The organism is Streptomyces sp. NPDC051310, assembly GCF_044455245.1.
Taxonomy (GTDB): Bacteria; Actinomycetota; Actinomycetes; order Streptomycetales; family Streptomycetaceae; genus Streptomyces.
In genome coordinates this window covers 37141-59299 of the sequence record NZ_JBITEO010000026.1, presented here as the reverse complement: position 1 = coordinate 59299, position 22159 = coordinate 37141, and the positions used below count along the sequence as shown (strand labels likewise).

Sequence of the window (22159 nt, the reverse complement as noted above, 5' to 3'; positions counted from 1 at the left end):
GACCGGTGGGCGGCCCCGTCGGCGGCCATCGGAATCCGGCCGTCCTCCGGAGGCGGGGCACGCGCGGTGTGCATGCCGGACACCCCCCGCCCCGGCGGCCGGGGCGCCGGAGCCTGCCGCAGGACCGGCCCCGCCTGTGGTGGTGCGGCCCGGCAACGGTCCGGCCCCGCCCCCGGGTGGGGGCGGGGCCGGGGCCGGGCCGGTGCGACGTCAGGAGACGTAGAGGCGCGTGGGCTTCGGGAAGTTGCTCCGGTAACCCTTCAGCTCACGGATGTCGGACGGCTTGAGCTTGACGCAGCCGGCCGACTTGTAGTCGCCGTTGCCGTCCCAGCGCGTCGGCTCGCTGCTGCCCTGCTTGCCGTTGGACTTCATCTCGCTGTGGATGAACAGCGCGTCGCGCTTGGTGCCCTTCTTCCCGTTCGCCTTGCACCGCTTGTCCTGGAGCTTCCAGACGATGCCGTTGATGGTGCCGACGAAGTTGTTCTTGAAGTACTCGATCTTGTAGTCGCCGCTGGGCAGCCAGCCCACGTTCGACTGGCAGGCGTTCCGCCCGACCTTGTTCTTGGCGGTGCCCAGGCCCGAGCCCGCGCGCCAGCTGTCGAGCACGTACGAGCGCGTCTTGTCGGGGCTGATCTGCTGGACGTGGATCAGCGACAGGCGCGAGTTCGACGGGTCCTTCTTGTTCTTCTTGTACTGGAGGTAGGTGTAGCTCTTCGCGGCCGCGGCCGCCTTGGCCGTCGCCACCCCGGCCGCCTGCGGAGCCGCCGACGCCTGCGCCCCCGCCGCCGCCGGGACCAGCCCCACCGCCACGGCTGCCGCTCCCGCGGTCGCCAGGGCCTTCAGGGACCGGTGCGCGGGCCTGGCCGAACGTGTCGTGATCATGAAGGGTTCCTCCCCGTTGAGTGCCCCGTGACCGGGGCGACCTCCGGCCCCGATCCGGGCCGGCGACACCGAGTTCACCAGCACCGACGGTTGTTCAGCAGGCCCCTTCCGCCGGACCGAACAAAGAAGAAGCCGCCGGTCGGCGACCGGATCGGCGCTTGCCGCACCCCTGGCGGTCTCCTTACCCTGGCCCGTCGCGCGGTGACGCACCCGCGCACGGGGGGACGGGGGAGACACACCATGGGGCGTCGCGAGACACCGGTCGATCCGAACGCGGGGCCGGTCCAGCGGTTCGCGTACGAGCTGCGCAAGCTGCGTCAGGAGGCCGGCGGCCTCACCTACCGGGAGATGGCCCGGCGCGCCCACTATTCCGTGACGTCCCTCTCGCAGGCGGCGGCCGGCGAGCACCTGCCCTCGCTGGCGGTCGCCCTCGCCTACGTCACGGCCTGCGGGGGCGATCCGCACGAGTGGGAGCGGCGCTGGCGCGAGGCGGAGGCGGAGGCGCTGGCCGCGAGGGTCCGGGCAGACGACGCCTCCGAGGACCCCCCGTACCAGGGGCTCGCCCGCTTCGAACCCGGCGACCACGACCGGTTCTTCGGACGGGACGAACTGACCGCCGTGCTGCGGCAGTCGGTCGCCGAGCACCGCTTCACCGCCGTGTTCGGCCCCTCCGGCAGCGGCAAGTCCTCGCTGCTGCGGGCGGGGCTCATCCCCGCGCTGCGGCGCGACGGCCACGCAGGCACCGCCACCGTCACCGCCGCCGTGCCGGTCCGCCTCGCGGCCATCCGCGTCCTGACCCCGGGCGAGCACCCCTTGACCACGCATGCCGAAGCGCTGCGCCCCCGCGACGGCGACGACGCGGCCGGGGACACGCTCGTCGTGGTGGACCAGTTCGAGGAGGTGTACACGCTCTGCCGCGACCAGGCCGAACGTGCCGCGTTCATCGACCTGCTGCTGGCCGCCCGCCGCCCGGACAGCCGCCTGAGGGTCGTCATCGCGGTACGGGCGGACTTCTACGCCCGCTGCGCGGAGCACCGCGACCTGGCCCGGGCCCTGCGCGAGACGAGCGTGCTCGTGGGCCCCATGAGCCAGGCGGAGCTCCGTGAGGTCGTCGTCAGACCGGCCCAGGCGGCCGGGCTGATCGTCGAACTCTCCCTCACCGCCCGGCTCGTGCGGGAGGTGGAGGGCCGCCCCGGCGGCCTGCCGCTCCTGTCGCACGTCCTGCGCGAGACGTGGCGGCGGCGCCGCGGCCGGGCGCTCACGGAGGAGGCGTACCACGCCGCGGGCGGGCTGGAGGGCGCGATCGCACAGAGCGCCGAGGACGTACACTCCCGTCTCTCGCCCGCGCAGGCCGGCCTCGCCAGGCTGCTGATGCTGCGGCTGATCGCACCGGGCGAGGGCTCCCAGGACACGCGCCGTCCCGCACCCCGCGCCGAGCTCGACATCGCCGCCCCCGAGGACGTCGCCCATGTGCTGGACCGGCTGGCCGGCGCCCGGCTGGTCACGCTCGACGACGACACGGTCAGCCTGGCCCATGAGGCACTGATCACCGCCTGGCCCCGGCTCGGTGCCTGGATCGAGGAGGACCGCGAACGCCTGCGCGCCCACCGCCGTCTGACGGAGGCCGCTCGTGCCTGGGACGACCTCGGCCGGGAGCCCGGCGCGCTGTACCGGGGCGCCCGCCTGGCCGCCGCCGAGGAGCACTTCCGCACGGGGCCGGGGCGGCCCGCCGCGCTCACCGCGGTCGAGGACGCCTTCCTGACCGCCTCCCTCGCCGGCCGCACCCGGGAGCGCCGGCGCCGCCACGCCCTGACCGGAGCGCTGTCCTGCCTGCTGGTACTGGCCCTGCTCGCCGTCGGTGTCGCGTGGCAGGAGAGCCGTACGAGCGACCGCAGGCGCGTCGAGGCGGAGGCCGGGCGTCTGGCCGCCGTCGCCGAGGGACTGCGCCTGACCGACCCGCTCAAGGCGATGCGCCTCAGTGTCGCCGCCTGGCGCCTCGCACCCACCCCGCAGACCCGGTCCGCCCTGCTGGGCGCGGTCGGGCAGAAGGAGCAGGACGTCTTCACCCTCCCGGACGCCGGTTCCCGTACCGCCGACAACTATCTGACGGCCGACGGCCGCACGCTGGTGTCGGTCGCGCCGGACCGCGTCGACACCTGGGACGTACGCACCCACCGTCGCACCCACACGCACGTCCACACCCACGCCGGAGCCGGGGGACACCCCGGTGAGGAGGACAACACGCCCTGGACGGCGCTCAGCCCGGACGGCCGCACGCTGGCGCTGCTGGAGGAGGACGGCATACGACTCCGGGACGTGCGCAGCGGCCGTGTGACGGGCCGTCTCCCCGTGCCGTCCGCCATGAGCGCGAAGTTCGGCCCGGACGGGCGCACCCTGCTGGTGGAGAGCTGGGGGGAGCAGTTCGACGACACGGCCGGCGTGCAGGTGTGGGACGTCGTGCGACGGCGTCGGCTGCTGGCCTTCCCCGTCGGGGCCGAGGAGGCGGTCCAGGACAGCGCCATCAGCCCCGACGGCCGCTGGCTGGCCCTGTGCACGGACGAGCGGCCCCTGGAGATCCGCAGCCTCGGGCGCGACGCCGGCACCGCGGGCACCGGCCGCGGCGGGAAGCTGCCGCTGCCGTGGCTGCCCGGCGCGGGCAAGGACCACTGCTTCGAAGGCGGCTTCGCCTTCACCCCCGACAGCCGCGGCATCGCGCTCGTCACCGGCAGCGGCATCCGCACCTGGGACCTGCGCAGCGGCCGTACTCCGTTCCGGCTCGCGGCCCCGGGGGTCCAGCACTTCGGGTTCAGCCCCGACGGCCGGTTCGCCGTGGCGGCCACCCTCGCCAACGAGATCCTGCTGTGGCGCATCGCGGCCCCCGGAGCCCCGGTCTTCCGCTACACGCTGGTCAACGAGACCCCCTACGCCCTGCGCCTGGACGTCGCCGGGGGCGCCGTACGGTACGCCTCCGGCAGCGGAACGATCGTCCGGTCGCTGACCCTGGGCCGCGCCGTGACCGGCGGCTGGCACGACCGGGGGACCGGTGAGGCCGAGTGGAGCCCGGACGGCCGGCTGCTGGCCACCGTGGACGGCGGCGGTGACCGGGCCGGCTACCGGCTGCTGGACGACCGCGGCCGGCTCCTCGCCGAGCTTCCGGGCGCCCCCTGTCCGCCGTTCCCGGCGGACGAGCCGTCGGAGGACTCCCCCGAGGACACGGACGGCGACGGCACGGCGGCCGGGGAGGGCACGGCGAGCGGTGAAGGCACGGCGGCCGGTGAAGGCACTGCGGACGGTGGAGCCACCGCGGACGATGGAGCCACCGCGGCCGGGAAGGGCACCGCGGCCGGCGGGCGTCCGGAGCAGGCCGGCCTGGAGCCGGCCGCCGGCACTGCGCAGCCCGAGAGCAGCTGCTCCGACCGCCTGGCGTTCAGCCCCGACGGCGGATACCTCGCCTACGGCCGGGCCCTGCAGGACATCGACCCTGACGCCGCCGAACCCCAGCTCATCACCGTGTGGGACGTACGCGCGCGCCGGGTGCTCGCCAGGCTCGACCTCGACGAGGGCGGTACGCCCCTCCCCGAGGACGAACTGCCCCTCGGCATCTCCGGGATCGCGCTCGGCGCCGACGGCCGGACGCTCGCCGTCTCCCGCATGGGCGAACGCGAAGTGCTCGAACTGTGGGACGTTCGGGCCCGCAAGCGCCTGCGCACACTTTCCGGCTTCGGCGGGGAGGAGCTGGTCCTGCGCCCCGACGGCGGCACGGTCGTCTCCTGGGCGGACTCGGTCGCCGATCTGACCTCCGGCCGGGTCCGGCGGCGCGTGCTGGGCGGTGACGACACCACCGCCCTCGCCTTCAGCCCGGACGGCACCCGTCTGGCGGCGGGCGACCTGCTGGGCCGCGTCACCGTCTGGGACGGCGACCTGCGCGCACGCCTCGGGGCGCTCCCCGGGACCCACACGGGGGCCCGCCACGTGGAGGACGAGGCCGTGTCCGCGCTGGCCTTCTCGCCCGACGGCACGACCCTCGCCGTCGCGGGGAACTCCGGCACGCTGCAACTGTGGGACACCACGTCCCACCGCCTCCTCGGCGCGGCACTGCCGACGCCCGGCGACACGATCCGCGCCCTCGCCTTCGGCCCGGACGGGACCACCCTCCGGGCGGCGGGCGCGCACGTACTCGTCCAGTCGTACGACATCGATCCCGGCCGCGCCGCCGCATCGCTCTGCGCCCGCCTGGGCACCGGGCTCTCCCCCCGGGGACTGGAAGACCTACGTGCCGGGGGTCCCCTACCGGGAGACCTGCTGAACGGCCGCCACCCCGGGCGGCCCGCCGCTCAGCCGGCCGCCCGGGATTCCGGCGCCTCCGCCCCCTTGAGCCGCTCGGCCAGGACGAACGTCACGCTGATGAGGAGGGCCCAGGCGCCGAACTTGCCGAGAGCCACCGGCTGCCACCCTTCGAGCTGGTGGGGGTAGCTCCAGGCGCCGACGTAGGTGGCCGCGTTCTCCGCGACCCACAGGAAGAAGCCGATCAGGACGAAGGACACCGCCAACGGCATCCGGTAGCGGCTCCGGCCCACGGTGAACCCGACCCACGCCCCGGCCGTCACCCCCACCATCGCGGCGGCCAGCGGCCAGCGCAGATCGGGCAGCCAGTGGTGGGTGAAGAAGTTGATGTACACCGCTGCCGCGACGACCGCCGTCGCGGCGGCGCGGTAACCGGTGAAGCGCAGTTCGAACAGGTGCCAGGCCCGGCAGACGTAGCTGGCCACCGCGGCGTACAGGAACCCTCCGTACAACGGCACACCGGCGATCTTCGTGACCGCCTCCTCGGGGTAGCTCCACGACCCGAGACGTACCTTGACGAGCTCGAACAGCAGTCCCACGACATGGCACGCCGCGATCACCAGGGTGTCCCGCCGGCTCTCCCAGCCCATCGCGCGGGCGCCCAGGGTCAGCAGGATGCCGTAGACCAGCACCAGGTCGTAGCGGGCGACCGGCAGCTCCGGCAGGACGCGTGAGACCGCGAGGCCGCCGAGCAACGCCACCGCGAACGCGCAGCACCGCGCCTGCATGACCGCGAACCTGAACAGTTGACCCACGCCGCCGAGGAATCCGTGCATGCCGGAGAGGACGCCACAGGTCACGGAGCGGTTCAGCGCCAGCCGAAACGGCGGTCGACCACCGCTGCGAACTCCTCCAGGGTCAGGACCGCGTCCCCGTTCTGGTCGGCGGTGTCGAACAGCGCGGATGAGGCGTCGGCGTCCCCCAGGCCCCAGAACGGCAGAACCCCCGATGCCGCCAGGGAGGGCCCCTTCGTCCGCAGCGCGGTGATCACCTCTTCGCGGGTCAGCGTGCCGTTCGCATCAAGATCCAACGCCTCGAAGAGCGTCCTGGCCTTGTCGCTGCTCACGTCGTGTGCGTTCCTTCCGTCGGCGAACGGGCCGGCCGGCCCGCTCACGCTGGTGAACGCACCGCCGCCCGACCGGGTTCCCCTCGTCCTCGCCGCCCGGCCCGGCCCGCCGGCCCAGGGTGGTGCCCGGACCGGCGGAGGCCGTTGCGGCGACGACGCGACGTGAGGCGCTCAGGGGCGGACGTAGGGCCGCGTCAGGATCTCCATGTTGTGGCCGTCCGGGTCGTCGAAGTAGGCACCACGCCCACCGAACATCCCGTTGGTCCGGCCCGGTTCGGTGTGTCCGGGGTCGGCGTAGTACGTGACACCGACGGCCTCCAAACGGCCGATCATGGTGTCGAACTGCGCGTCGGGCACCAGGAACGCGTAGTGCTGCGACTGGATCGGCTCGTCCCGCTTCTCGTAGTAGTCGAGCGTCACACCGTTGCCCAGGTCGACCGGGAGGAACGGCCCGATCGGATTGCCGACCTCCAGCCCCAGGATGGTGGCGATGAACTCGGCCGAGAGCTGACGGTCGCGGGCGTAGACGGCGGTGTGGTTGAGCTGGACCGTGGTCGTCGGGACCGCGGAATCGTGCGGGTGCTGCTGGTCGTACGGCATGCGTGAGGACTTTCCCGTCTTCGTGAGGGGTGGAGAGCGCGCCGGTGAGGGGCGCGGGGAGCGAAGGTACGGAAAAGCAGGGGGCGGGCCTCGTGCCCGCCTCGAGCTCACGCCGAGGCCGGGGAACCCGTTCGTGTGTGGCCCATGGCCGACCCGGCAGTCACGTATCGGACTCTAGCGGTACGCCGTGATCACGGCAACCAACAACAGCCGAGAGTACTATGACGGTGCGTCAGTCACCGTGGGCGTCCCCCGCGGTGTAATCGCCGGGTTGTGTTCCGGCGGCCTTCCGGCGACCCGCAACCCCACCACGCCGGCGCCGAGGCCGCCCGCGCGGCGTCGCCGGACAGCCGGACACGGCCGGGCGGAACCGCCCGGACCGGTTCCGGTTGTGCGCGGTGCGGAATTGAGTACGCGTGCTCAGGCTCGCCCGCCCTCGCCCCGCCGACGATGAGGATCACGTCGTCCGTACCGGGAGAACCACATGCTCAGCCGCCTCGCGCACAACCTGGTGCCCGCCTTCGGGCGCCTCACGGTGAGCGCTGACGCCGATGCCGACCTGGCGCCCGGCAGCATCGTCGTCGCGAACCACACCTCGCTCGCCGACCCCGCCGTCGTCCTCGCCGCGCTGCACCGGTGCGGCGTCCGGCCGGTCGTCATGGCGGCCGCCGGCCTGTGGCGCCTGCCCGTACTCGGTGGTGCCCTGGCCCGCGAGGGCCACATACCCGTGCACCGCAAGGACCGGCGCGCCGCGCAGGCACTCGACCGCGCCGCGGCCGCCCTGGACGAGGGACGGGTCATCCTCATCTACGCCGAGGGCGGCCTCCCGTCGCGCAAGGACGCTGCCGAAGCCGCGCCGGGTCCCTTCCGCTCGGGGCTGGCCCGACTTGCCGAGCGCACCGGCGCACCTGTCGTGCCGGTGGGCCAGGCCGGAGCGCGGCGGATCATCTCGGGGAGCGTGGCCAAGCAGCTCGCGGGCCTGGTGACGGCACCGGCCCGCCGCCCGGCCCTGCACGTCCACGTGGGGGCGCCGCTCGCGCTCACCGGCGACCGTGCCGCGCGCACGGCGCAGGCGTACGAAGCGGTGACGGAGGCATGGCGCACGGCGGCCGCCCGGATCGGCGAACCGGCCGCCCTGGCCGGGCCGTCGGTGCCGCCGCGCCGGACTCCCAGCCCGTCGGGCACACGCGGATGAGGCGCGTCGGCCACACGCGGGTGAGGCCCGTCGGGCTCAGGCGGATGAGGCGCGTCGGGCGCCGCGCACCACGTGGTGCGGACGTGTCGGCCGTGGCGGGTGTACGCCAGACAGGAGCAGGAGCGCATGGAGACGGCGCCGGGGCGGGTAGGCAGATCGTGAGCAGCCGGAGCACCCCGACGGGTGCGGATCAGGGCTTGCAAGCACGGCGCGTGGCTGGGCGTTTGCGGTGCACCACGCCCTGCGGTGGCTGCGGAAACGCTTCGCCGGGAGGAAGGCGTGGCGCCCACCATGACGACACACGACAATGAGCGCTGGACAACACGAGCGGTGCGTTGCCCGGGCAACCGATGGGTCGGAGAACCGATTCCGGTGCCGGGCGGGCAACACCGGCGACGGCCCGCCATCCGTAACCATCCCTGTTGTGGTGCACGGCCCGTGGGCCGGCGGCGCGCAGGGAGGCGGCGGCGGATGGACACTCATGTGCAGGCCCTGCCCGATGAACACGACACGAGGATCATCCTCTGCTCCGGCGAGCTCGACATCGCCACCACACCCCGACTCCGCGCCGTCCTGGAGCAAGCGGCAGCGGACGGCATCGGGCGCACCGTGGTCGACCTGAGCCTCGTCACCTTCGCCGACTCGTCCCTCATGAGCGCGCTGGTCCGGGCGCATCACACACAACACCTGGTCGTCACCGTGCCCCTGACGTCCCCGGTACGCAGGATCTTCGCCCTCACCGGTCTGGAGAGCGTCCTGAACCTCGCTCCCGACCTGGCCAGCGCGGCCAGCCCCGAACCGGAGCCGTGAGTAGCCTCGGCCCATGGCGGATCACGAGCAGTACGAGCGGTACCGGGAGGACTCGGACGTGCCGGCAGCGATCGGTACCCAGGTCGACGCGCAGGTCGGCCGGGTCGCGGTGCGGCTGCCCAGGTCGGTGGCCGAGGCCGCGGCGGCGGCCTGGGAGCGTGACGAGACGGAGGGACCGGGTGAGGAGAGCCATGAGCAGCACGCGCTGCGGGACCAGGCGGCGGAACTGGCGCTGATCGGCCTCGCGATCACGCAGCGGGGCCGTTGGGAGGGCGACGAACTCGTCGTCGACCTGGACGTCGAATCCGCCGGCGCGGCCCTGCGTGCGTCGCGCCGGTAGGAGCCCGCGCGCCGCGGCCGGTGCGTCCGCGGCGGATCCGCGCGCACCATCGTGTCCGGGCACGAGCGGCCCCGGCGGACCTCCCGTCAGTCGTCGAGCAGCCGCCATGCGGTGAGGGCCAGCCCGGCCCGCATCAGTCCGGTGGGCTCGGTCAGCGCTATGCCGAAGGTCCTTCCGATCTGCTCGAGTCGGCGGGCGACACTGCTGTGGTGGAGGTGGAGGAGATCGGCGGCCCGCCGCAGGGAGCCCGTGGCGCAGTAGGCCTCCAGCGTCTCCAGGTCCTCCGGGCTGGTGGCGATGCGGGCGACCGCGGCCACGTCGGCGTTGTCGCGCGCGGCGTCCTGGGGTACCTGGGCGAGCAGCGCCAACGCCCCCAGACCGTCGTAGTGGACGACCGGCCGGCGCGCGGTGCTGAAGCGGAGGGCGGTGCGCGCCTCCCGCCAGGACCGGTCGGGTCTGTCGGCGGTGCCGATGCCCGCCCGTACGCCTGCCGGGAAGCTTCCTGGTTCCACCCTGGCCGCCAGGATGACTCCCACCTCGGCGACGAGCGCCGCCTTCACCGGGCGGCCGGGGCAGAGCAGCCCGCCGAGCTGGTCGAGCGGGAGCTGCGACCGTACGGCGACGACCCGGACCGGCAGCGCGGCGGCGAAACCGAGGAGCCGCAACGCCCGTGCGCGGGACGCCTCGTCGCAGTCCGCGCTGATCGCCAGTTCGACGAGAGCGGGGTCGGCCATGGTGGTGCGGGCCGGACCGTACCGCTCGACGACCGACGCGGAGGCGATGGCGAGCCGGTCCAGCAGCAGTGCGTCCAGTTCGGGCGAGCCGGGAGTGCCGGGGCGTTCCAGCCACACGACACCGATCTCCTCGTCGTCGAGCGTGATCGGCGCCGTGCAGGACGGGGGCGGCACAGGGGCCGATGCTCCGGTGCCGTCGGGTGACATGCGGATCACCTGGCCCGTGCCGTGGAGCCGGATACCGGCCACGCACTCCGCGAGGACGGCCGAGGCGCGCGCGAGTGCCGGGAGATCCACCCGCCGGCGCATCAGCGTGTCGTAGAACATGACGATGCGGATCGCGCCCTCGGCCAGCGAGTCCAGTTGCGACAGCCGTAAGGCCAGTGCCTCCATGGGAGGATGATATGCGCCGGTCGTCGCGCCGCTCCGGCGCCCGGACCGGTCACCCGCGCGCAGCAGCTACGCGGAAGTACGCACAAGTACGCAGGAAGTGTGCCGGAAGGGCCCCGGAACCGCGTCGTACGCACGGCTCAGCGTGCGGCGACGCGCGGGGGCCGCGCCGCCGAGCGGCGGACCGCGCCTACCGGTTGTCGGTGCCGTGTACGACACTGACCCCATGGCCAGGCGTCCTCGAGTCAGGTGCCCCGTGTGCGGCGGGGTCTACGCCGGCGCGCCCACCAGCGTGCTCGGCATGGTGTCCGTTCACGACCACAAGCGCACAGCCCGCTCCCTCGTCCTGTGCGAGGGCAGCATGCGGCGTGTGCCGGCGGTCGACGCCACGATGTACCAGGAGCAACTGCCCGACGGGCAGGGGGCGAAGGACGCCCCCGCCGAAGGCACCGAGCCCCCCACGCTCTTCTGACGGGGTCCTCCGCGGCGCCGCGGGAGCCGGGGCACGTCTGGGATCACGCCGCGCGAACCCGGCACGATCCCGACGAACAACCCTGGTGCCGCATCAGGCAACGTTCGCCCCGTTGTGAGGTCCTGCCTGTCGACGGATTCGGCCGCTGGCGATAATCGACCGATGGCCATCATCGAACGCCCTATGCCACCCCTGAACGCCGACGAGCGCACCACGCTCGAAAGCTGGCTCGACTTTCATCGCACCACCCTCGCCATGAAGTGCGAGGGCCTGGACGATGAGAAGGCCGCCGTCGCATCCGTGCCGCCGTCCGCCTTCACACTGACCGGCCTCGTCCAGCACATGGCGGAGGTGGAGCGGAACTGGTTCCGCCGAGTGTTCGCCGGAGAACAGGCCCCGCCCATCTACGACCCGCAGGCTGACCCCGATGGCTCCGACGGCGGCTTCGAGCTGGCCGAGGGCGCCACCCTGCACGACGCTCTGGCCACCTGGCACGCGGAGATCGCCCGCGCCCGCGAGCACTGCGCCGACCGCGCTCTGACCGACACCGGCCGCTTCATGGAGCAGGACGTCAGCCTCCGCTGGATCTACGTCCACATGATCGAGGAGTACGCCCGCCACAACGGCCACGCCGACCTGCTCCGGGAACGCATCGACGGCACCACCGGCGTATAGCGCTTCCGGATCAGGCAGTGTTGGCCCGGGACGACGGCGCGTAGGTGCCGGTCGTCGGCGTGGCGGTTTCGCCAGATGACGTAGCGGCGGATCATGCCGCCCTGTTCCTTGTGGTCAGCGTGGTCCGTGCCGTCGAGCGTGAAGTAGCGCAGGGCCGTGAACTGGGCCTCGATCCGGTTCAACCAGGAGGAGTTCCGAACGTTGCCTGATGCAACACGCTTTAGGGCGTGTTTCGAAAGTTCGTGCGCCGTCGCTCTTGTAGCCTCTTCGGATGATGGTCGAGGTGGGCGCGGTCGAACGAATCTATCGGTATCCGATCAAGTCGACAGGCGGTGAGCTGCTCGAGCGGGTGAAGGTTGACCCGAGGGGGGTTGTCGGCGACCGTCTCTTCGCGGTGCGCGACGCTGAGGGCAAGTTCGGCTCGGGGAAGAACACTCGCCGCTTCCGTAGGATGCCGGGCCTGCTGCATCTGCGTTCCCGCTACGTCGATGGCGCTGATGAGGCTGAACTGTTTGACCCGCAAGGCGTGGTCGTGCCGGACCCGAGTGCCTACCTGCGTCGCTACCTCGGTCGCGAGGACGTCGAGGTAACACGCGAAGGAAGCATCTCTCACTTCGACCAGCTGCCTATCAGCGTCTTGACCACTGCCACCCTCGACTGGGTGCGCTCGGCGGTGCCCGATGTTCCGGTCGATGAGCGACGCTTCCGCCCGAATCTCCTGGTACGCACCCCGCCGGGCACCCCTCCGTTCGTGGAAGATGAGTGGTTCGGGAGCAAGGCGCGGATCGGCGACGCGGTGTGCATCGAGTTCGTGCGATCGAGCGAGCGATGCGTGATGACCAACGAGGCACAGCAGGACCTGCCTCACTCGCCGTTGGTACTGCGAACCATCGCGAAAGCGCACGACACACGGCTGGATGGGCTCGCCACAGTCGTCTCGCCGGGACAGGTGCGGGTCGGGGATCCCATCGTTCTGCTCGGTTGATACATCGCTCGACCGTGTTGCGCTGCTTGTAGGCCTCGCGGTCGAAGGCGGGTGGCCTCCCGCCCTGGCTGCCTCGGCGCAGCCGGTGGCCCCGCTGGTCCGCCGGTACGGGGATCACCGCCCGGATACCGCGCCTGCGCAGGTGCTCACGGATGGCGCGTGATGAGTACACCCTGTCGGCCAGGACCACGTCCGGCCTGGTGCGGGGCCGTCCGCGTCGACGGGGAACTCGCAGGCGGGCCATCACGTGCGCGAAGGCGGGTGCGTCACCCGCCTGTCCGGCGGTGAGAACGAAGGTGAGGGGCCGGCAGCGGGCATCGGCTGCGAGGTGAATCTTCGTGGTCAGTCCGCCCCGAGAACGACCGATGGCGTGGCCATCCGGCTCGCTGGCCGGGGCCCCTTTTTGCGGGCCCCGGCCGCGTGCTGGTGGGCCCGCACGATCGTGGAGTCCACCGAGACTACCCAGTTCAGGTCCTCGTCAGCGTCGGCCTGGGCCATGACTGCGGTGAAGACGCGCTCCCAGGTGCCGTTGACGGCCCACAGGCGAAGCCGGTTGTAGACACCCCTCCAGTTGTCGTACTTCTCGGGCAGGTGGACCCACTGAGATCCCGTCTGGAACTTCCAAGCGATCGCATCGATCACCTCACGGTGGTCCCGCCACCGGCCACCCCGCCGCGGTGTCCGTCCGGGAGCAAAGGCTCAATCCGCGCCCACTGGGCGTCAGTCAACGGCATAGCGAGACCAACGATCAGATGATCCGAAAGAAGCGGGCCTACCATCCTCTCCATGGGCACAGTGATCTTGACCGTGAGTCTGGCCTTCGCCGGCTACTTGACGACGTACCTCAATGGGCTGAGGCTCGCGCAGAGACAGGCCCGGCTCGCCCGAGTGAACCAGCAGTTGAGCGACTTCTACGGCCCACTTTTCGCGCTCATGGAGGCCAACAGACGTGCTTATGAGGCGTTTTGCGAGAGATATGCCCGCCCCGATGGGGTCCATCCCTTCGACCACGACGTTCCCCCCACTGAGGAGGAGCTCGCCGAGTGGCGCACCTGGGCCACGACTGTATTCCTGCCCAACATCCAGAAGATGCGCGACGTGGTCGTCACCAAGGCCGACCTTCTCATCGAGGAGGAGGTGCCGCCTGTCCTGCTCGAATTGTGCGCCCACGTCTCCGGCTACGAGATCACCGCGGCGCGCTGGGCACGTGGCGAGTTCGGCGAATACAAGTCCGTCATCCAGTTCCCGGGGCCTGGGCTGAAGGAGTACACCACCACCCGCTTTGCACGACTCAAGAAGGAGCAGGCTGCCCTTCTCGGCCGGCGCCGGTGAGTCCGACGAGGACCGGGCGTACGTCCCAGAGATCCGGTGATCCGAAAGAAACGGCCTAGCTGCCGGGGTCCCACGCCTCCGCGGCCCAGCGCTCCGCGAGGTCCCGGACCGCCGGGTACCTGCCGAAGAACTGCTCGTCGGGCAGGTCCACGTCGGATGAAGGGATGGCGGTACGGATCACGGATCCGTCCGGCAGGGTGAGACACCGCGTCGTGTGCTCGTCGCTCATCTGGCCCTCCGTCTGTGCAGGGACATGCGCCGGGCCTCCCGTGGGGAGCCGGGAGGTGCGGCGCGACCCGCCCGGCGCGAGCGCGGGCGAGGCCGGTTTGCGCTGCTGCTCGACGGGGGTTGCGAGCAGCAGCGCAGGTCACAGCATGCACCGGAACCAGTCGCCGGTACAGGGGTGTGGCCGGAAACATTTCTTCGAATGTGTCGGTGCGAGTGCACGGCACCGGTGGGCGAGGCTCGGAGCCGGACCCCCGGGAACCGTGGGCTGGTGCGCCCCGGCGCATAAGGCCGGAGGTGACGCCCACGGCCGGCCTCGGGCGCCCACGGCCGGGCGGGGGCCGAGCCGCCGCGGCGGGACCCCGACGAGGGCGCCCGGGCTTTACGTAAGGTGCTTCTCCAGCAGCGTGACGGCGTAGGTTCCGCCGAGCCCGCCGTCCTTGGAGCCCTGCTCGCCCACGACCGTGTATCCCGCCGCCCGGTAGTACTCCCGCAGCCGCGGGTTGGTGGCGAGGCAGTCCAGCCGGCACACGCTGCGGCCGGCGGCGGCGATGCGGCGCTCCGCCTCGGTGAGCATCCGGCGTCCGGTGCCCGGAGGCGCGGTACGGCGGTCGGTCATCAGCCGGTGGACGTAGCCCGCTGTCGGGGGCTGGACGCCCCAGGCCGCCGGGTCGTCCCACCACAACTCGAATGCTCCGGCCACCGGACCCCGCGGGCCGAGAGCGGCGATCCACACCTCGCCGTCCTCCAGGCGTGCGCGGAAGTGGTCCTCGCGCAGTTCGCCGGGCTTCCACTGGTCGATCCCGCGGTCGATCTGCCAGCGGGCCGCGTCGTCGCGGAGCCGCACGAGCTCCGGCAGGTCGTGCTCGCCGGCCCTCCGGAAGAACAGCGGGTCCTGTTGTGGCGTGGGGTCAACGGGCAGGTCGGAGCGGGTGCTTGCGGGATCGGCGGCTATGTGTCGGTTCACGACGCAGCACCCTATGCCCGGTACCGCCGGGACCGTCGCGCGACCGTCGCGGGACGCCCCACCCGACCGCCCCGGCACAGGTGCCCGCATACGGCTCCCGGTCCCGGCGGCTCCGCCGGAAATCAGGTGCGGGGGCCTCGCCGAACGTGTCAGGCTCCGCCGATGGACCGTGAACAGATCTCCCGGCTCGCTCACGCCGATCATCCGATCGCCGCCCCGCTCGACGACGCCTCCGTGCGCCGACTCCTGGAGTACGGTCTCCCGCGCGGCGACGAGTGCGTACTGGACCTCGGCTGCGGCGGCGGCGAGTGGCTCCTGCGCGCCCTGGACATGCGCCCGGGCACGCGGGCCGTGGGCGTCGACCTCGCCGAGAGCTCACTCGCGCGCGCACGCCGGACGGCGTTGCAACGCGGAGTCGGGGAGCGCCTGGTCCTCCACCACCAGGACGCCGCACGCTTCGCCGCGCCCCACACCTTCGACCTGGTGCTCTGTGTGGGCGCCACGCACGCCTTCGGTGGTCTGCTCCCGGCCCTCGCGGCGGCGCGCACCCACCTGGCACCCGGAGGGCGTGTCCTGGTGGGGGACGGCTTCTGGGAGCGTGAGCCCTCTCCCGAGGCCGTCGAGCTGCTCGGGGACCTCGCCGACCTGCCCACCACCGTGGACCGGGTCGTCGCGGACGGGTGGACACCCGTCCAGGGCCACGTCAGTACCCGCCGGGAGCTCGACGACTACGAGTGGTCGTGGACAGGCTCGCTGGCCTCATGGGCCCTGGACCACCCCGGCGACCCGGACAGCCCCCAGGCGCTCGACACGGCCGCCGTCCACCGCGACGAGTGGCTGCGCGTCTACCGGGACGTCATGGGCTTCGTCTGCCTCGTGCTGCGGCCGACGAGCGGCTGAGCCGCGCCGCGTCAGGGCGCGACCGGAGCCTCGGGGGCGACGGCGTGCTCGGCGTGCCCGGCGTCCTCGCTGTCAGGGATGCGCAGGGCGAGGATGGCGACGTCGTCGTCGTTGTCCTCGGGCCGTACGCGCTCCAGGATCTCGGTGCAGAAGGCGTCGAGCGGTTGCCCGGCCTGGGCCGTGGCCTCCGCGAGCAGGCGGGCGAGCCCGTCGTCCAGGCTGTGGCTGCGCGATTCGATCAAGCCGTCGGTGTAGAGCAGCAGGGTCGACCCGGGCGGCAGCACCGTCTCGGCGTCGGCCCGGGGGAGTGCGGCCCGGGTGCCGAGCATGATGCCACCACCGGCGGTGAGGAAACGCCCCCGGCCGTCCTGCTCCACGAGCAGCGGCGGGAGGTGGCCCGCGTTCGTCCACCGCAGCCGCCAGCCCTCTCCCGCCCGCTTCTCGACGCGCGAGAGGACGAGGGTGGCCGTGGACGCCTCGACGATGTGCTCCACCGCATCGTCGAGCCGCTGGACGACATGGCTCAACGGGCCTTCCTGCGACCACGCGAAGGCACGCAGCATGTTCCGCAACTGCGCCATGCCGGCGGCCGCGTCGAGGTCGTGGCCGCCGACGTCACCGATCACCAGGGCCGTCGTTCCGTCGGTGAAGGGAAAGGCGTCGTACCAGTCACCGCCGACCTGGGAGGCGTGCGGGGCCGGCAGGTACCGTGCCGCCATCAGCAGACCCGGCACGGTGGGCAGGTGCGGCAGCAGATGCCGCTGCATGGTCTCGGCCACGCGCTGCTGGCGCTGGTAGAGGCGCGCGTTGTCCAGGGCGAGACCCGCCCGGCGGGTGATGTCCTCCAGCAGGGACAGATCCGCGGGGGTGAACGAGGCCGGCTGCCCGGAGCGGCCCAGGGTCAGCGCCCCGAGCACCTCGCGCACGGTGCGGATCGGCGCGATGGCGGCCGAGTGCATCCCGGTCGCCTTGAAGAGCCGCTGCTGCTCCACGGTGATGCCGGAGTCCGGTTCGACGCTGTACGTGTCGGGCCCGGCCAGCGCCGACGCCGCGCCGCGCAGCGCACGGGAGAGCGGCATCGGCGACTCCTCCGGCACCGGGGGCAGCATGCCCTCCAGGTCCCGCCGGTGGACGAGGACGCCGTGGTCGTAGTGCACCACGGCGGCGCGCCGCACATCTCCGGTCTCGCCCAGCAGGTCGATCACCACCCAGTCCGCGAGGCGGGGCATGAGGAGCTCGACCAACCGGCTCAGCGCCTCCTCCACGTCCAGTGTGGAGGTCAGGCGGGTCGTCGTCTCGGCGAGCAGGGCGAGCCGGTCGAGCTCCGTCAGGGCGCCCGCGAGAGCAGCACCCGCGGAAGCAGTGCCCGCGCCCCGTGCGGCCTCAACGGGCGACGACTCGCGGAGGACGACCAGCGCGCCCTTCTCGGCCCGGTCGAAGGAGCACGGGACGACCAGCCACCACAGTTCCAGCAGCGCACCGTCCGCCCGCTCGAACCAGCCACGATCGCTGTACTCGACGTGCCGGCCCAGAAAGGCGTGCATCATCGCACACTGCGCACGCGGCATCGTGCGTCCACGGCTGTCCCGGTGCAGCAGAGCGTGTGCGTCCTGCCCGATCATCTCCCCGGCCGACCGCCCGAACAGGACCTCCGCCCGTGCGGTCACCCTGGCGATCACACCTCGCTCGTCCACCAGGTACGCGGCAGCCTCGAGACCGTCGAACATGTCGGCCGCAACAGGCTCCGCCGCTCTGCCCGCATCGCCGTCGGCACCCGCCACCACGCCCGCCTCCTCCACACGCAAGATCCCGCAGCTGTGTGTCTACTCTCCCACGCTCGCGCGACCGCGTGAGTGTGCGCCGGAGACGTCTGCCCCGAGCTCGGGTGCCGACACGCACCACTTCCGCAACCGACGGCGTGTGTCCTCGCGGCCACTTAGGGTGGCAGCCCCGCCAGAGGCCGGGTGGGGCACACGCCCTCCATCGGAGGACGTCGTACACCGCCGTCACCGTGTCCGGCAGCCGCATGGCCCGCGAGGCCACCGAGCTCGTCCGGCAGGGCTCCGCACAGCACATCACAGGCGAGACCCTCGGGCACAGGGCGCCCGGGACGGCGCTCGTGGCGGCGGGGCGCGGAGGTCGGCGTGACGCGGGGAAACGAACCGGACCAGGACCTCCGGATCCGGTTCCCGGCGCTCCGGCCGCCCGGCCGAAGGCTAGCGGTCCGTGCCCCAGCGCCAGACCAGCACGTCACCCTCCGCGAGGGCCGACCAGCGGGCAGCCGCCCGGTCCAGGGGCGCGGTCGTGCGATCGAGCGCCTCCTGGGACACAGGGGGGCGGCCCACACCGCGGCCCTCCGTGGGCAGTCCGCGCCACACGCGGTAGGCCCAGTTCACGGCGAGCTCGGCGGCGAGCACCGCGTCACCACCGCGGCGCAGCACCTTCAGCCCGGACCGGCGGTGCCGGCCCGGTTCGACGAGTTCGAAGCCCTGGAACGTCGCGCCGCGCGCCATCGCGCCCCAGAACCCGTCCTCCAGCCCGAGGGCGGTCTCGACGGCCGCATGCACCAGGTCGTGCGGCATGGTCGGACCCGTGGGCTGGGCGGGCAACCGGACGTCCGGGCCCTTTCGGTCCCGCACGATGATGTCGTGCTGGTTGTCCGGCAACTTCCGGAAGGCGATCTCCATCGTGACGACGGTAGAAGCCGCGGGGCGCACTGCCAACGCAATTTCCCGTCCGAACCGGCCCCGCGGCGCCCTCCCCGCGGATCCGCGCGTCAACTCCGGTTGATCGTTGATCCCCGTCGAGTGGTCAACTAGGGTTGACTCATGGACCTCAAGCACTTGACCGAATTGGCATCGGCGACGGCCGACGACGACCCGCTGGCGGGCCTGGCCGCCGTGGCACGGCTGCGCGGTGAGACGGAGCGCATCGAGGCGGTTCTGGTGCGCCGCGCACGCCACCGCGGCGCCACGTGGCCGCAGATCGGCGCCGCCCTGGGCGTCTCGAAGCAGGCGGTCCACAAGAAGCACGCAGCCCGCGGCCTGTTCGGCGGTCGCTCATGACCGCCGGGAGCCATGGCGACGACCGGCTCGGGGCGAGGCTCGGCGAACTGCTGCGTCCGGGCGTCCCGGCCGCCGCCGCCGTCGTCTCGCCCCGGGGCACGATCGTGGCCGGACGCGGCAGTGGCCCCGACGACGACTTCGAGATCGGCTCGATCTCCAAAGGGGTCACCGGCCTGCTGTACGCCGACGCACTCGCACGAGGTGAGATCGAGCCCGACGCGACACTCGGCACGTTCCTGCCCCTCGGCGACGCCCCCGCCGCACGGGTGACGCTGGAGGCACTCAGCACCCACCGGTCCGGCCTGCCCCGGCTGCCGGCCTCGGCGCAGACCTGGCGGCGCACCGTCGCGCTGTGGCGACACGGCACGAACCCCTACGGCGAGGACCTCCAGCAGCTTCTCGACCAGGCCCGGGGCGTGCCGCTCGGCAGCCCGCGACCCCGCTACTCGAACCTCGGGTTCGAACTGCTCGGCCACGCCCTCGCCCGCGCGGCCGCGATGACGTACACCGAGCTCCTCCACGTGCGCATCGCCACCCCGTTGCGGCTCGACCCCTTCTACGCCCCCGCATCACCCGACCACCTCCGACCGGGGGCCGTCACCGGAACCAGCCGCCGAGGGCGGCCGCGCCAACCCTGGACCGGCGAGGCAGTCGCCCCGGCCGGCGGCATACGCGCGTCCATCACCGGCATGGCCCGCCTCACGGCGGCGCTGCTCGACGGCACCGCACCGGGCGCCACCGCGCTCGACCCGGTCACCCCCTTCGGCGCGCGCGCCCGCATCGGCGCCGCATGGATCACCATCCCGATGAAGGACCGCCCGATCACCTGGCACAACGGCGGTACGGGCGGTTTCCGGTCCTGGCTGGGGCTCGACCGCGCCGCCGGAACGGGCGTCGTCGTCCTGGCGGCCACCACCGCGCCGGTCGACCGTCACGGATTCGCGCTCCTGACCGAGTACGCCGACAACAGGCCCCGCTGAGAGGGGCCGGCCCGCCACGGCCTCGCGTCACGCCCTGCCGCGTGCTCCGCGGAAGTGCTTCGCCGTCTCGCCGATACTCACGGCCAGCACGCCCAGCGCCGCGACGGTGTAGAAAGCGTCGGGCGCCCGCCAGGAGCCGTTGACGGCGGCCAGCAGGGCCGGGTTGAAGAACTCCTGCCGGTACAGGATCCATGCCAGCGGCAGCGCGAACAGGGCCTCGACGGCGGCTCCCCACACGGCGAGGCGCAACGTCCACGGGTGCGTCGCCCGGATCACGCCGAGCACCACGAGCCCGGCGAGCCCCGCGAGGACCGGCCATATCCAGCCCGACCACAGGCCCGGGTCGAGCACCTCCAGGCGCTCGCCGCCGGCGGTACGGTACGGCTTCGCGGTGTGCTGCCAGACGACCAGGGCGAGCAGCAGCGCGTGCCACGCCACCCCGGCGCAGGCCTCGGTGCGGTGCCTCCCCGGCGCGCGGCGCTCGGGCAGGTCGTCGGGTGTCCACTCCCGGCCGACCGCTCCCACCCGCTTGCCGGTCCGTTCGGCCACGGCGAACACCACGGTCAGCCAGGCGATCATCTGCGCTCCGACGGTGAGGACCGTCCCGACGCCCTTGCCGATCACCTCGCCGAGGCCCTTCCCGTCGAGGACGTCGAGCCCGACGGTCACGGCGGTCACGACGGGCAGCGCGGTGGAGAGCAGCAGCACCAGAAGTCGTACGTACGCCGGATAGAGCGCGGGCCCGATCAGCGTGAGCGGCCGGTCGGCGTACCGGGCGGCGAGCCGGATGGGGTCCCCCAGTCCGGTGAGCACCGCGCGCTCGGCCGCCTCCCGGTCGGCCGGTCCCCGGGCCTCGACGGTGTCGGCGATCGTGGTCCGCAACTCGTCCGCGACGTCGTCGCGCTGACCGGCCGGTATGTGCCGGACGACCTCGTCGACGTAGCGGTCGGTCAGCGTCCCGGCGCCGGATGCACCGGACGTGCCGGCCGTGCTTGATGGGTGCGCAGTGCCCGAAGCGTTCGGTGTGCTCGATGCCTTCGGTGTGCTCGGTGTGCTCAACGGTCCCCCTTGGTCAGTCGTGAGATCGAGTCGGTGAGGTCCTGCCACTCGCGCATCAGGCCCGCGCGCACCCGGGTGCCTTCCGGGCTGACCCGGTAGAACTTGCGCGGCCTCGACTCGTCGGTGTTCCACTCGCTGACGAGCAGCCCTTGCTTCTCCAGCCGGCGCAGCAGCGGATACAGGGTGTTGCCGTCGACCGCGACGCCGGCGTCCCCGAGCGTCTCCAGCAGCGCGTAGCCGTACTGCGGTTCCTCCAGGAGTGCCAGGCAGGCCAGGACGACCGTGCCGCGGCGCAGTTCCTGGGCCTGGGCGGCGATCAGCTCTTCAGCGGACATGTGTCACACGATACTGTGCGGCACACACTAATGTCACGGGTCATGGCGGCCGGCGCGTATGAGAACCTCGGCGGGTGATCATCGAACGCGCGTACGCACACGTGCCCTCGTACGCACAGGACGAATGGCCCTGGTCGGTCCCCTGTGTGCGAGAGCTGCTGGAGGACGGCCTGCGCTTCAGGGCGCCGGTGACCTTTCTCGTGGGTGAGAACGGCTCGGGCAAGTCCACCCTCGTCGAGGCGCTCGCCGAGGGTTTCGGCCTCGACTCCTGGGGCGGGTCGCACGACTGGCGTTACGCGAGTCATCGCCCCAAGTCCGTCCTGGGGGAGTGGATCCGCTTCGAGGCGGCCCCGCGCGGGCGCCGCATGCTCGGCAGCTGGTCGGCCCGCAAGGGCTTCTTCCTGCGGGCCGAGACCGCGCTGGACGCCCTGGACCGCGAAGGGTTCGCACCGGACAGCGTGAGTCACGGGGAGGGCTTCCTCGCCGCCTTTCGCGGCAGCTTCCTCCGGCCGGGTCTCTACGTGATGGACGAGCCGGAAGCCGCGCTGTCCTTCGCCTCCTGCCTGGAGCTGCTCGGTCATGTCGACCGACTGGTCAGGAACGGCGGACAGGTGATCTGCGCCACCCACTCCCCGCTGCTGACCGCCCTGCCCGGCGCCGACGTCATCGAGGTGGGCGAGCACGGCATGCGCCGGGTCGCCTGGAAGGAGCTGGCCCTGGTCGACCACTGGCGCCGCTACCTCGCCGACCCGCAGTCCTACCTGCGGCACATCCTGGGCTGAACACCGCCGCGCCGGCCCGCC

At 72.6% G+C, this 22159-nt stretch carries 22 protein-coding genes and 3 pseudogenes; 12 read left to right on the top strand and 13 right to left on the bottom strand.

Going from position 1 to position 22159, the window contains the following annotated elements; genetic code table 11:
• Positions 1-210 precede the first annotated feature (210 nt).
• Positions 211-882: a L,D-transpeptidase family protein gene (locus tag ACIA79_RS29100; RefSeq protein ID WP_399431351.1), complete on the bottom strand. Its 672-nt coding sequence runs from the start codon at positions 880-882 to the stop codon at positions 211-213.
• A gap of 240 nt (positions 883-1122) precedes the next feature.
• On the opposite strand from ACIA79_RS29100, the pseudogene ACIA79_RS29095 reads away from it, so the two are divergent.
• A pseudogene (locus ACIA79_RS29095) lies at positions 1123-4905 on the top strand (helix-turn-helix domain-containing protein); the annotation flags it as partial.
• Between the two features lie 311 nt (positions 4906-5216).
• Here the strand turns inward: ACIA79_RS29095 and ACIA79_RS29090 are convergent.
• From ACIA79_RS29090 to ACIA79_RS29080, 3 genes are all read right to left on the bottom strand, one after another.
• Positions 5217-5981, bottom strand: coding sequence for a DUF817 domain-containing protein (locus tag ACIA79_RS29090; protein ID WP_399431350.1), 765 nt, complete (start codon positions 5979-5981; stop codon positions 5217-5219).
• A gap of 53 nt (positions 5982-6034) precedes the next feature.
• Positions 6035-6292: an EF-hand domain-containing protein gene (locus tag ACIA79_RS29085; protein WP_399431349.1), complete on the bottom strand. Its 258-nt coding sequence runs from the start codon at positions 6290-6292 to the stop codon at positions 6035-6037.
• Positions 6293-6463: 171 nt separating this feature from the next.
• Positions 6464-6892 (bottom strand): VOC family protein, encoded by a 429-nt coding sequence (locus ACIA79_RS29080; RefSeq protein WP_399431348.1) that lies wholly within the window; start codon positions 6890-6892, stop codon positions 6464-6466.
• Between the two features lie 484 nt (positions 6893-7376).
• Here ACIA79_RS29080 and ACIA79_RS29075 point away from each other — a divergent pair, with 484 nt between their 5' ends.
• The 3 genes from ACIA79_RS29075 to ACIA79_RS29065 all read left to right on the top strand — a co-directional run bounded on the left by ACIA79_RS29075 (position 7377) and on the right by ACIA79_RS29065 (position 9237).
• On the top strand, positions 7377-8087 hold the full coding sequence (locus tag ACIA79_RS29075) for a lysophospholipid acyltransferase family protein (protein WP_399431347.1): 711 nt from the start codon (positions 7377-7379) through the stop codon (positions 8085-8087).
• Positions 8088-8558: 471 nt separating this feature from the next.
• Positions 8559-8897: an STAS domain-containing protein gene (locus ACIA79_RS29070; RefSeq protein WP_399431346.1), complete on the top strand. Its 339-nt coding sequence runs from the start codon at positions 8559-8561 to the stop codon at positions 8895-8897.
• 13 nt (positions 8898-8910) lie between these two features.
• A complete protein-coding gene (locus tag ACIA79_RS29065) occupies positions 8911-9237 on the top strand; it encodes a hypothetical protein (RefSeq protein ID WP_399431345.1) in 327 nt (108 codons plus the stop codon).
• A gap of 86 nt (positions 9238-9323) precedes the next feature.
• Here the strand turns inward: ACIA79_RS29065 and ACIA79_RS29060 are convergent, their stop codons facing one another.
• Complete coding sequence (locus ACIA79_RS29060; protein WP_399431344.1) at positions 9324-10364, bottom strand: PucR family transcriptional regulator; 1041 nt, start codon at positions 10362-10364, stop codon at positions 9324-9326.
• A gap of 298 nt (positions 10365-10662) precedes the next feature.
• Here ACIA79_RS29060 and ACIA79_RS29055 point away from each other — a divergent pair, with 298 nt between their 5' ends.
• Both ACIA79_RS29055 and ACIA79_RS29050 read left to right on the top strand, forming a co-directional pair.
• On the top strand, positions 10663-10833 hold the full coding sequence (locus ACIA79_RS29055; RefSeq protein WP_399431343.1) for a hypothetical protein: 171 nt from the start codon (positions 10663-10665) through the stop codon (positions 10831-10833).
• Positions 10834-10995: 162 nt separating this feature from the next.
• Positions 10996-11508 carry a DinB family protein gene (locus ACIA79_RS29050; protein ID WP_399431342.1) on the top strand — a complete coding sequence of 171 codons (513 nt, stop codon included), beginning with the start codon at positions 10996-10998 and terminating at the stop codon, positions 11506-11508.
• 10 nt (positions 11509-11518) lie between these two features.
• Here the strand turns inward: ACIA79_RS29050 and ACIA79_RS29045 are convergent.
• Positions 11519-11702, bottom strand: a pseudogene (locus tag ACIA79_RS29045) (IS630 family transposase); the annotation flags it as partial.
• Between the two features lie 77 nt (positions 11703-11779).
• Here ACIA79_RS29045 and ACIA79_RS29040 point away from each other — a divergent pair.
• Positions 11780-12493, top strand: coding sequence for an MOSC domain-containing protein (locus tag ACIA79_RS29040; protein ID WP_399431341.1), 714 nt, complete (start codon positions 11780-11782; stop codon positions 12491-12493).
• On the opposite strand, the pseudogene ACIA79_RS29035 reads toward ACIA79_RS29040, so the two are convergent.
• A pseudogene (locus ACIA79_RS29035) lies at positions 12474-13272 on the bottom strand (IS5 family transposase); the annotation flags it as partial. The gene ACIA79_RS29040 and the pseudogene ACIA79_RS29035 sit on opposite strands and share 20 nt — an antisense overlap.
• A gap of 7 nt (positions 13273-13279) precedes the next feature.
• Here ACIA79_RS29035 and ACIA79_RS29030 point away from each other — a divergent pair.
• Positions 13280-13825: a hypothetical protein gene (locus ACIA79_RS29030; protein ID WP_399431340.1), complete on the top strand. Its 546-nt coding sequence runs from the start codon at positions 13280-13282 to the stop codon at positions 13823-13825.
• A gap of 55 nt (positions 13826-13880) precedes the next feature.
• Here the strand turns inward: ACIA79_RS29030 and ACIA79_RS29025 are convergent, their stop codons facing one another.
• Entirely contained in the window at positions 13881-14054 is a 174-nt protein-coding gene (locus ACIA79_RS29025) for a hypothetical protein (RefSeq protein WP_399431339.1), read from the bottom strand.
• A gap of 378 nt (positions 14055-14432) precedes the next feature.
• A complete protein-coding gene (locus ACIA79_RS29020) occupies positions 14433-15017 on the bottom strand; it encodes a GNAT family N-acetyltransferase (protein ID WP_399431338.1) in 585 nt (194 codons plus the stop codon).
• Positions 15018-15179: 162 nt separating this feature from the next.
• On the opposite strand from ACIA79_RS29020, the gene ACIA79_RS29015 reads away from it, so the two are divergent.
• Complete coding sequence (locus ACIA79_RS29015; protein ID WP_399431337.1) at positions 15180-15917, top strand: SAM-dependent methyltransferase; 738 nt, start codon at positions 15180-15182, stop codon at positions 15915-15917.
• An 11-nt stretch (positions 15918-15928) separates the two neighbouring features.
• Here the strand turns inward: ACIA79_RS29015 and ACIA79_RS29010 are convergent, their stop codons facing one another.
• Together ACIA79_RS29010 and ACIA79_RS29005 are read right to left on the bottom strand one after the other, a co-directional pair.
• On the bottom strand, positions 15929-17644 hold the full coding sequence (locus ACIA79_RS29010) for a SpoIIE family protein phosphatase (RefSeq protein WP_399431336.1): 1716 nt from the start codon (positions 17642-17644) through the stop codon (positions 15929-15931).
• A 489-nt stretch (positions 17645-18133) separates the two neighbouring features.
• Positions 18134-18604, bottom strand: coding sequence for a hypothetical protein (locus ACIA79_RS29005; RefSeq protein WP_399431335.1), 471 nt, complete (start codon positions 18602-18604; stop codon positions 18134-18136).
• Between the two features lie 141 nt (positions 18605-18745).
• Between ACIA79_RS29005 and ACIA79_RS29000 the strand changes: the two genes are divergently transcribed.
• Both ACIA79_RS29000 and ACIA79_RS28995 read left to right on the top strand, forming a co-directional pair.
• Positions 18746-18982, top strand: coding sequence for a hypothetical protein (locus ACIA79_RS29000; protein ID WP_399431334.1), 237 nt, complete (start codon positions 18746-18748; stop codon positions 18980-18982).
• Positions 18979-19962, top strand: a complete 984-nt coding sequence (locus ACIA79_RS28995; RefSeq protein ID WP_399431333.1) for a serine hydrolase domain-containing protein — start codon at positions 18979-18981, stop codon at positions 19960-19962. The genes ACIA79_RS29000 and ACIA79_RS28995 overlap by 4 nt, the downstream gene beginning before the upstream one ends.
• A 27-nt stretch (positions 19963-19989) precedes the next feature.
• Here the strand turns inward: ACIA79_RS28995 and ACIA79_RS28990 are convergent, their stop codons facing one another.
• Together ACIA79_RS28990 and ACIA79_RS28985 are read right to left on the bottom strand one after the other, a co-directional pair.
• Positions 19990-21021: an HAAS signaling domain-containing protein gene (locus tag ACIA79_RS28990; RefSeq protein WP_399431332.1), complete on the bottom strand. Its 1032-nt coding sequence runs from the start codon at positions 21019-21021 to the stop codon at positions 19990-19992.
• Entirely contained in the window at positions 21018-21356 is a 339-nt protein-coding gene (locus ACIA79_RS28985) for a PadR family transcriptional regulator (RefSeq protein WP_399431331.1), read from the bottom strand. The genes ACIA79_RS28990 and ACIA79_RS28985 overlap by 4 nt, the downstream gene beginning before the upstream one ends.
• 74 nt (positions 21357-21430) lie before the next feature.
• Between ACIA79_RS28985 and ACIA79_RS28980 the strand changes: the two genes are divergently transcribed.
• Positions 21431-22138, top strand: a complete 708-nt coding sequence (locus tag ACIA79_RS28980) for an AAA family ATPase (RefSeq protein WP_399431330.1) — start codon at positions 21431-21433, stop codon at positions 22136-22138.
• Positions 22139-22159: the final 21 nt, after the last annotated feature.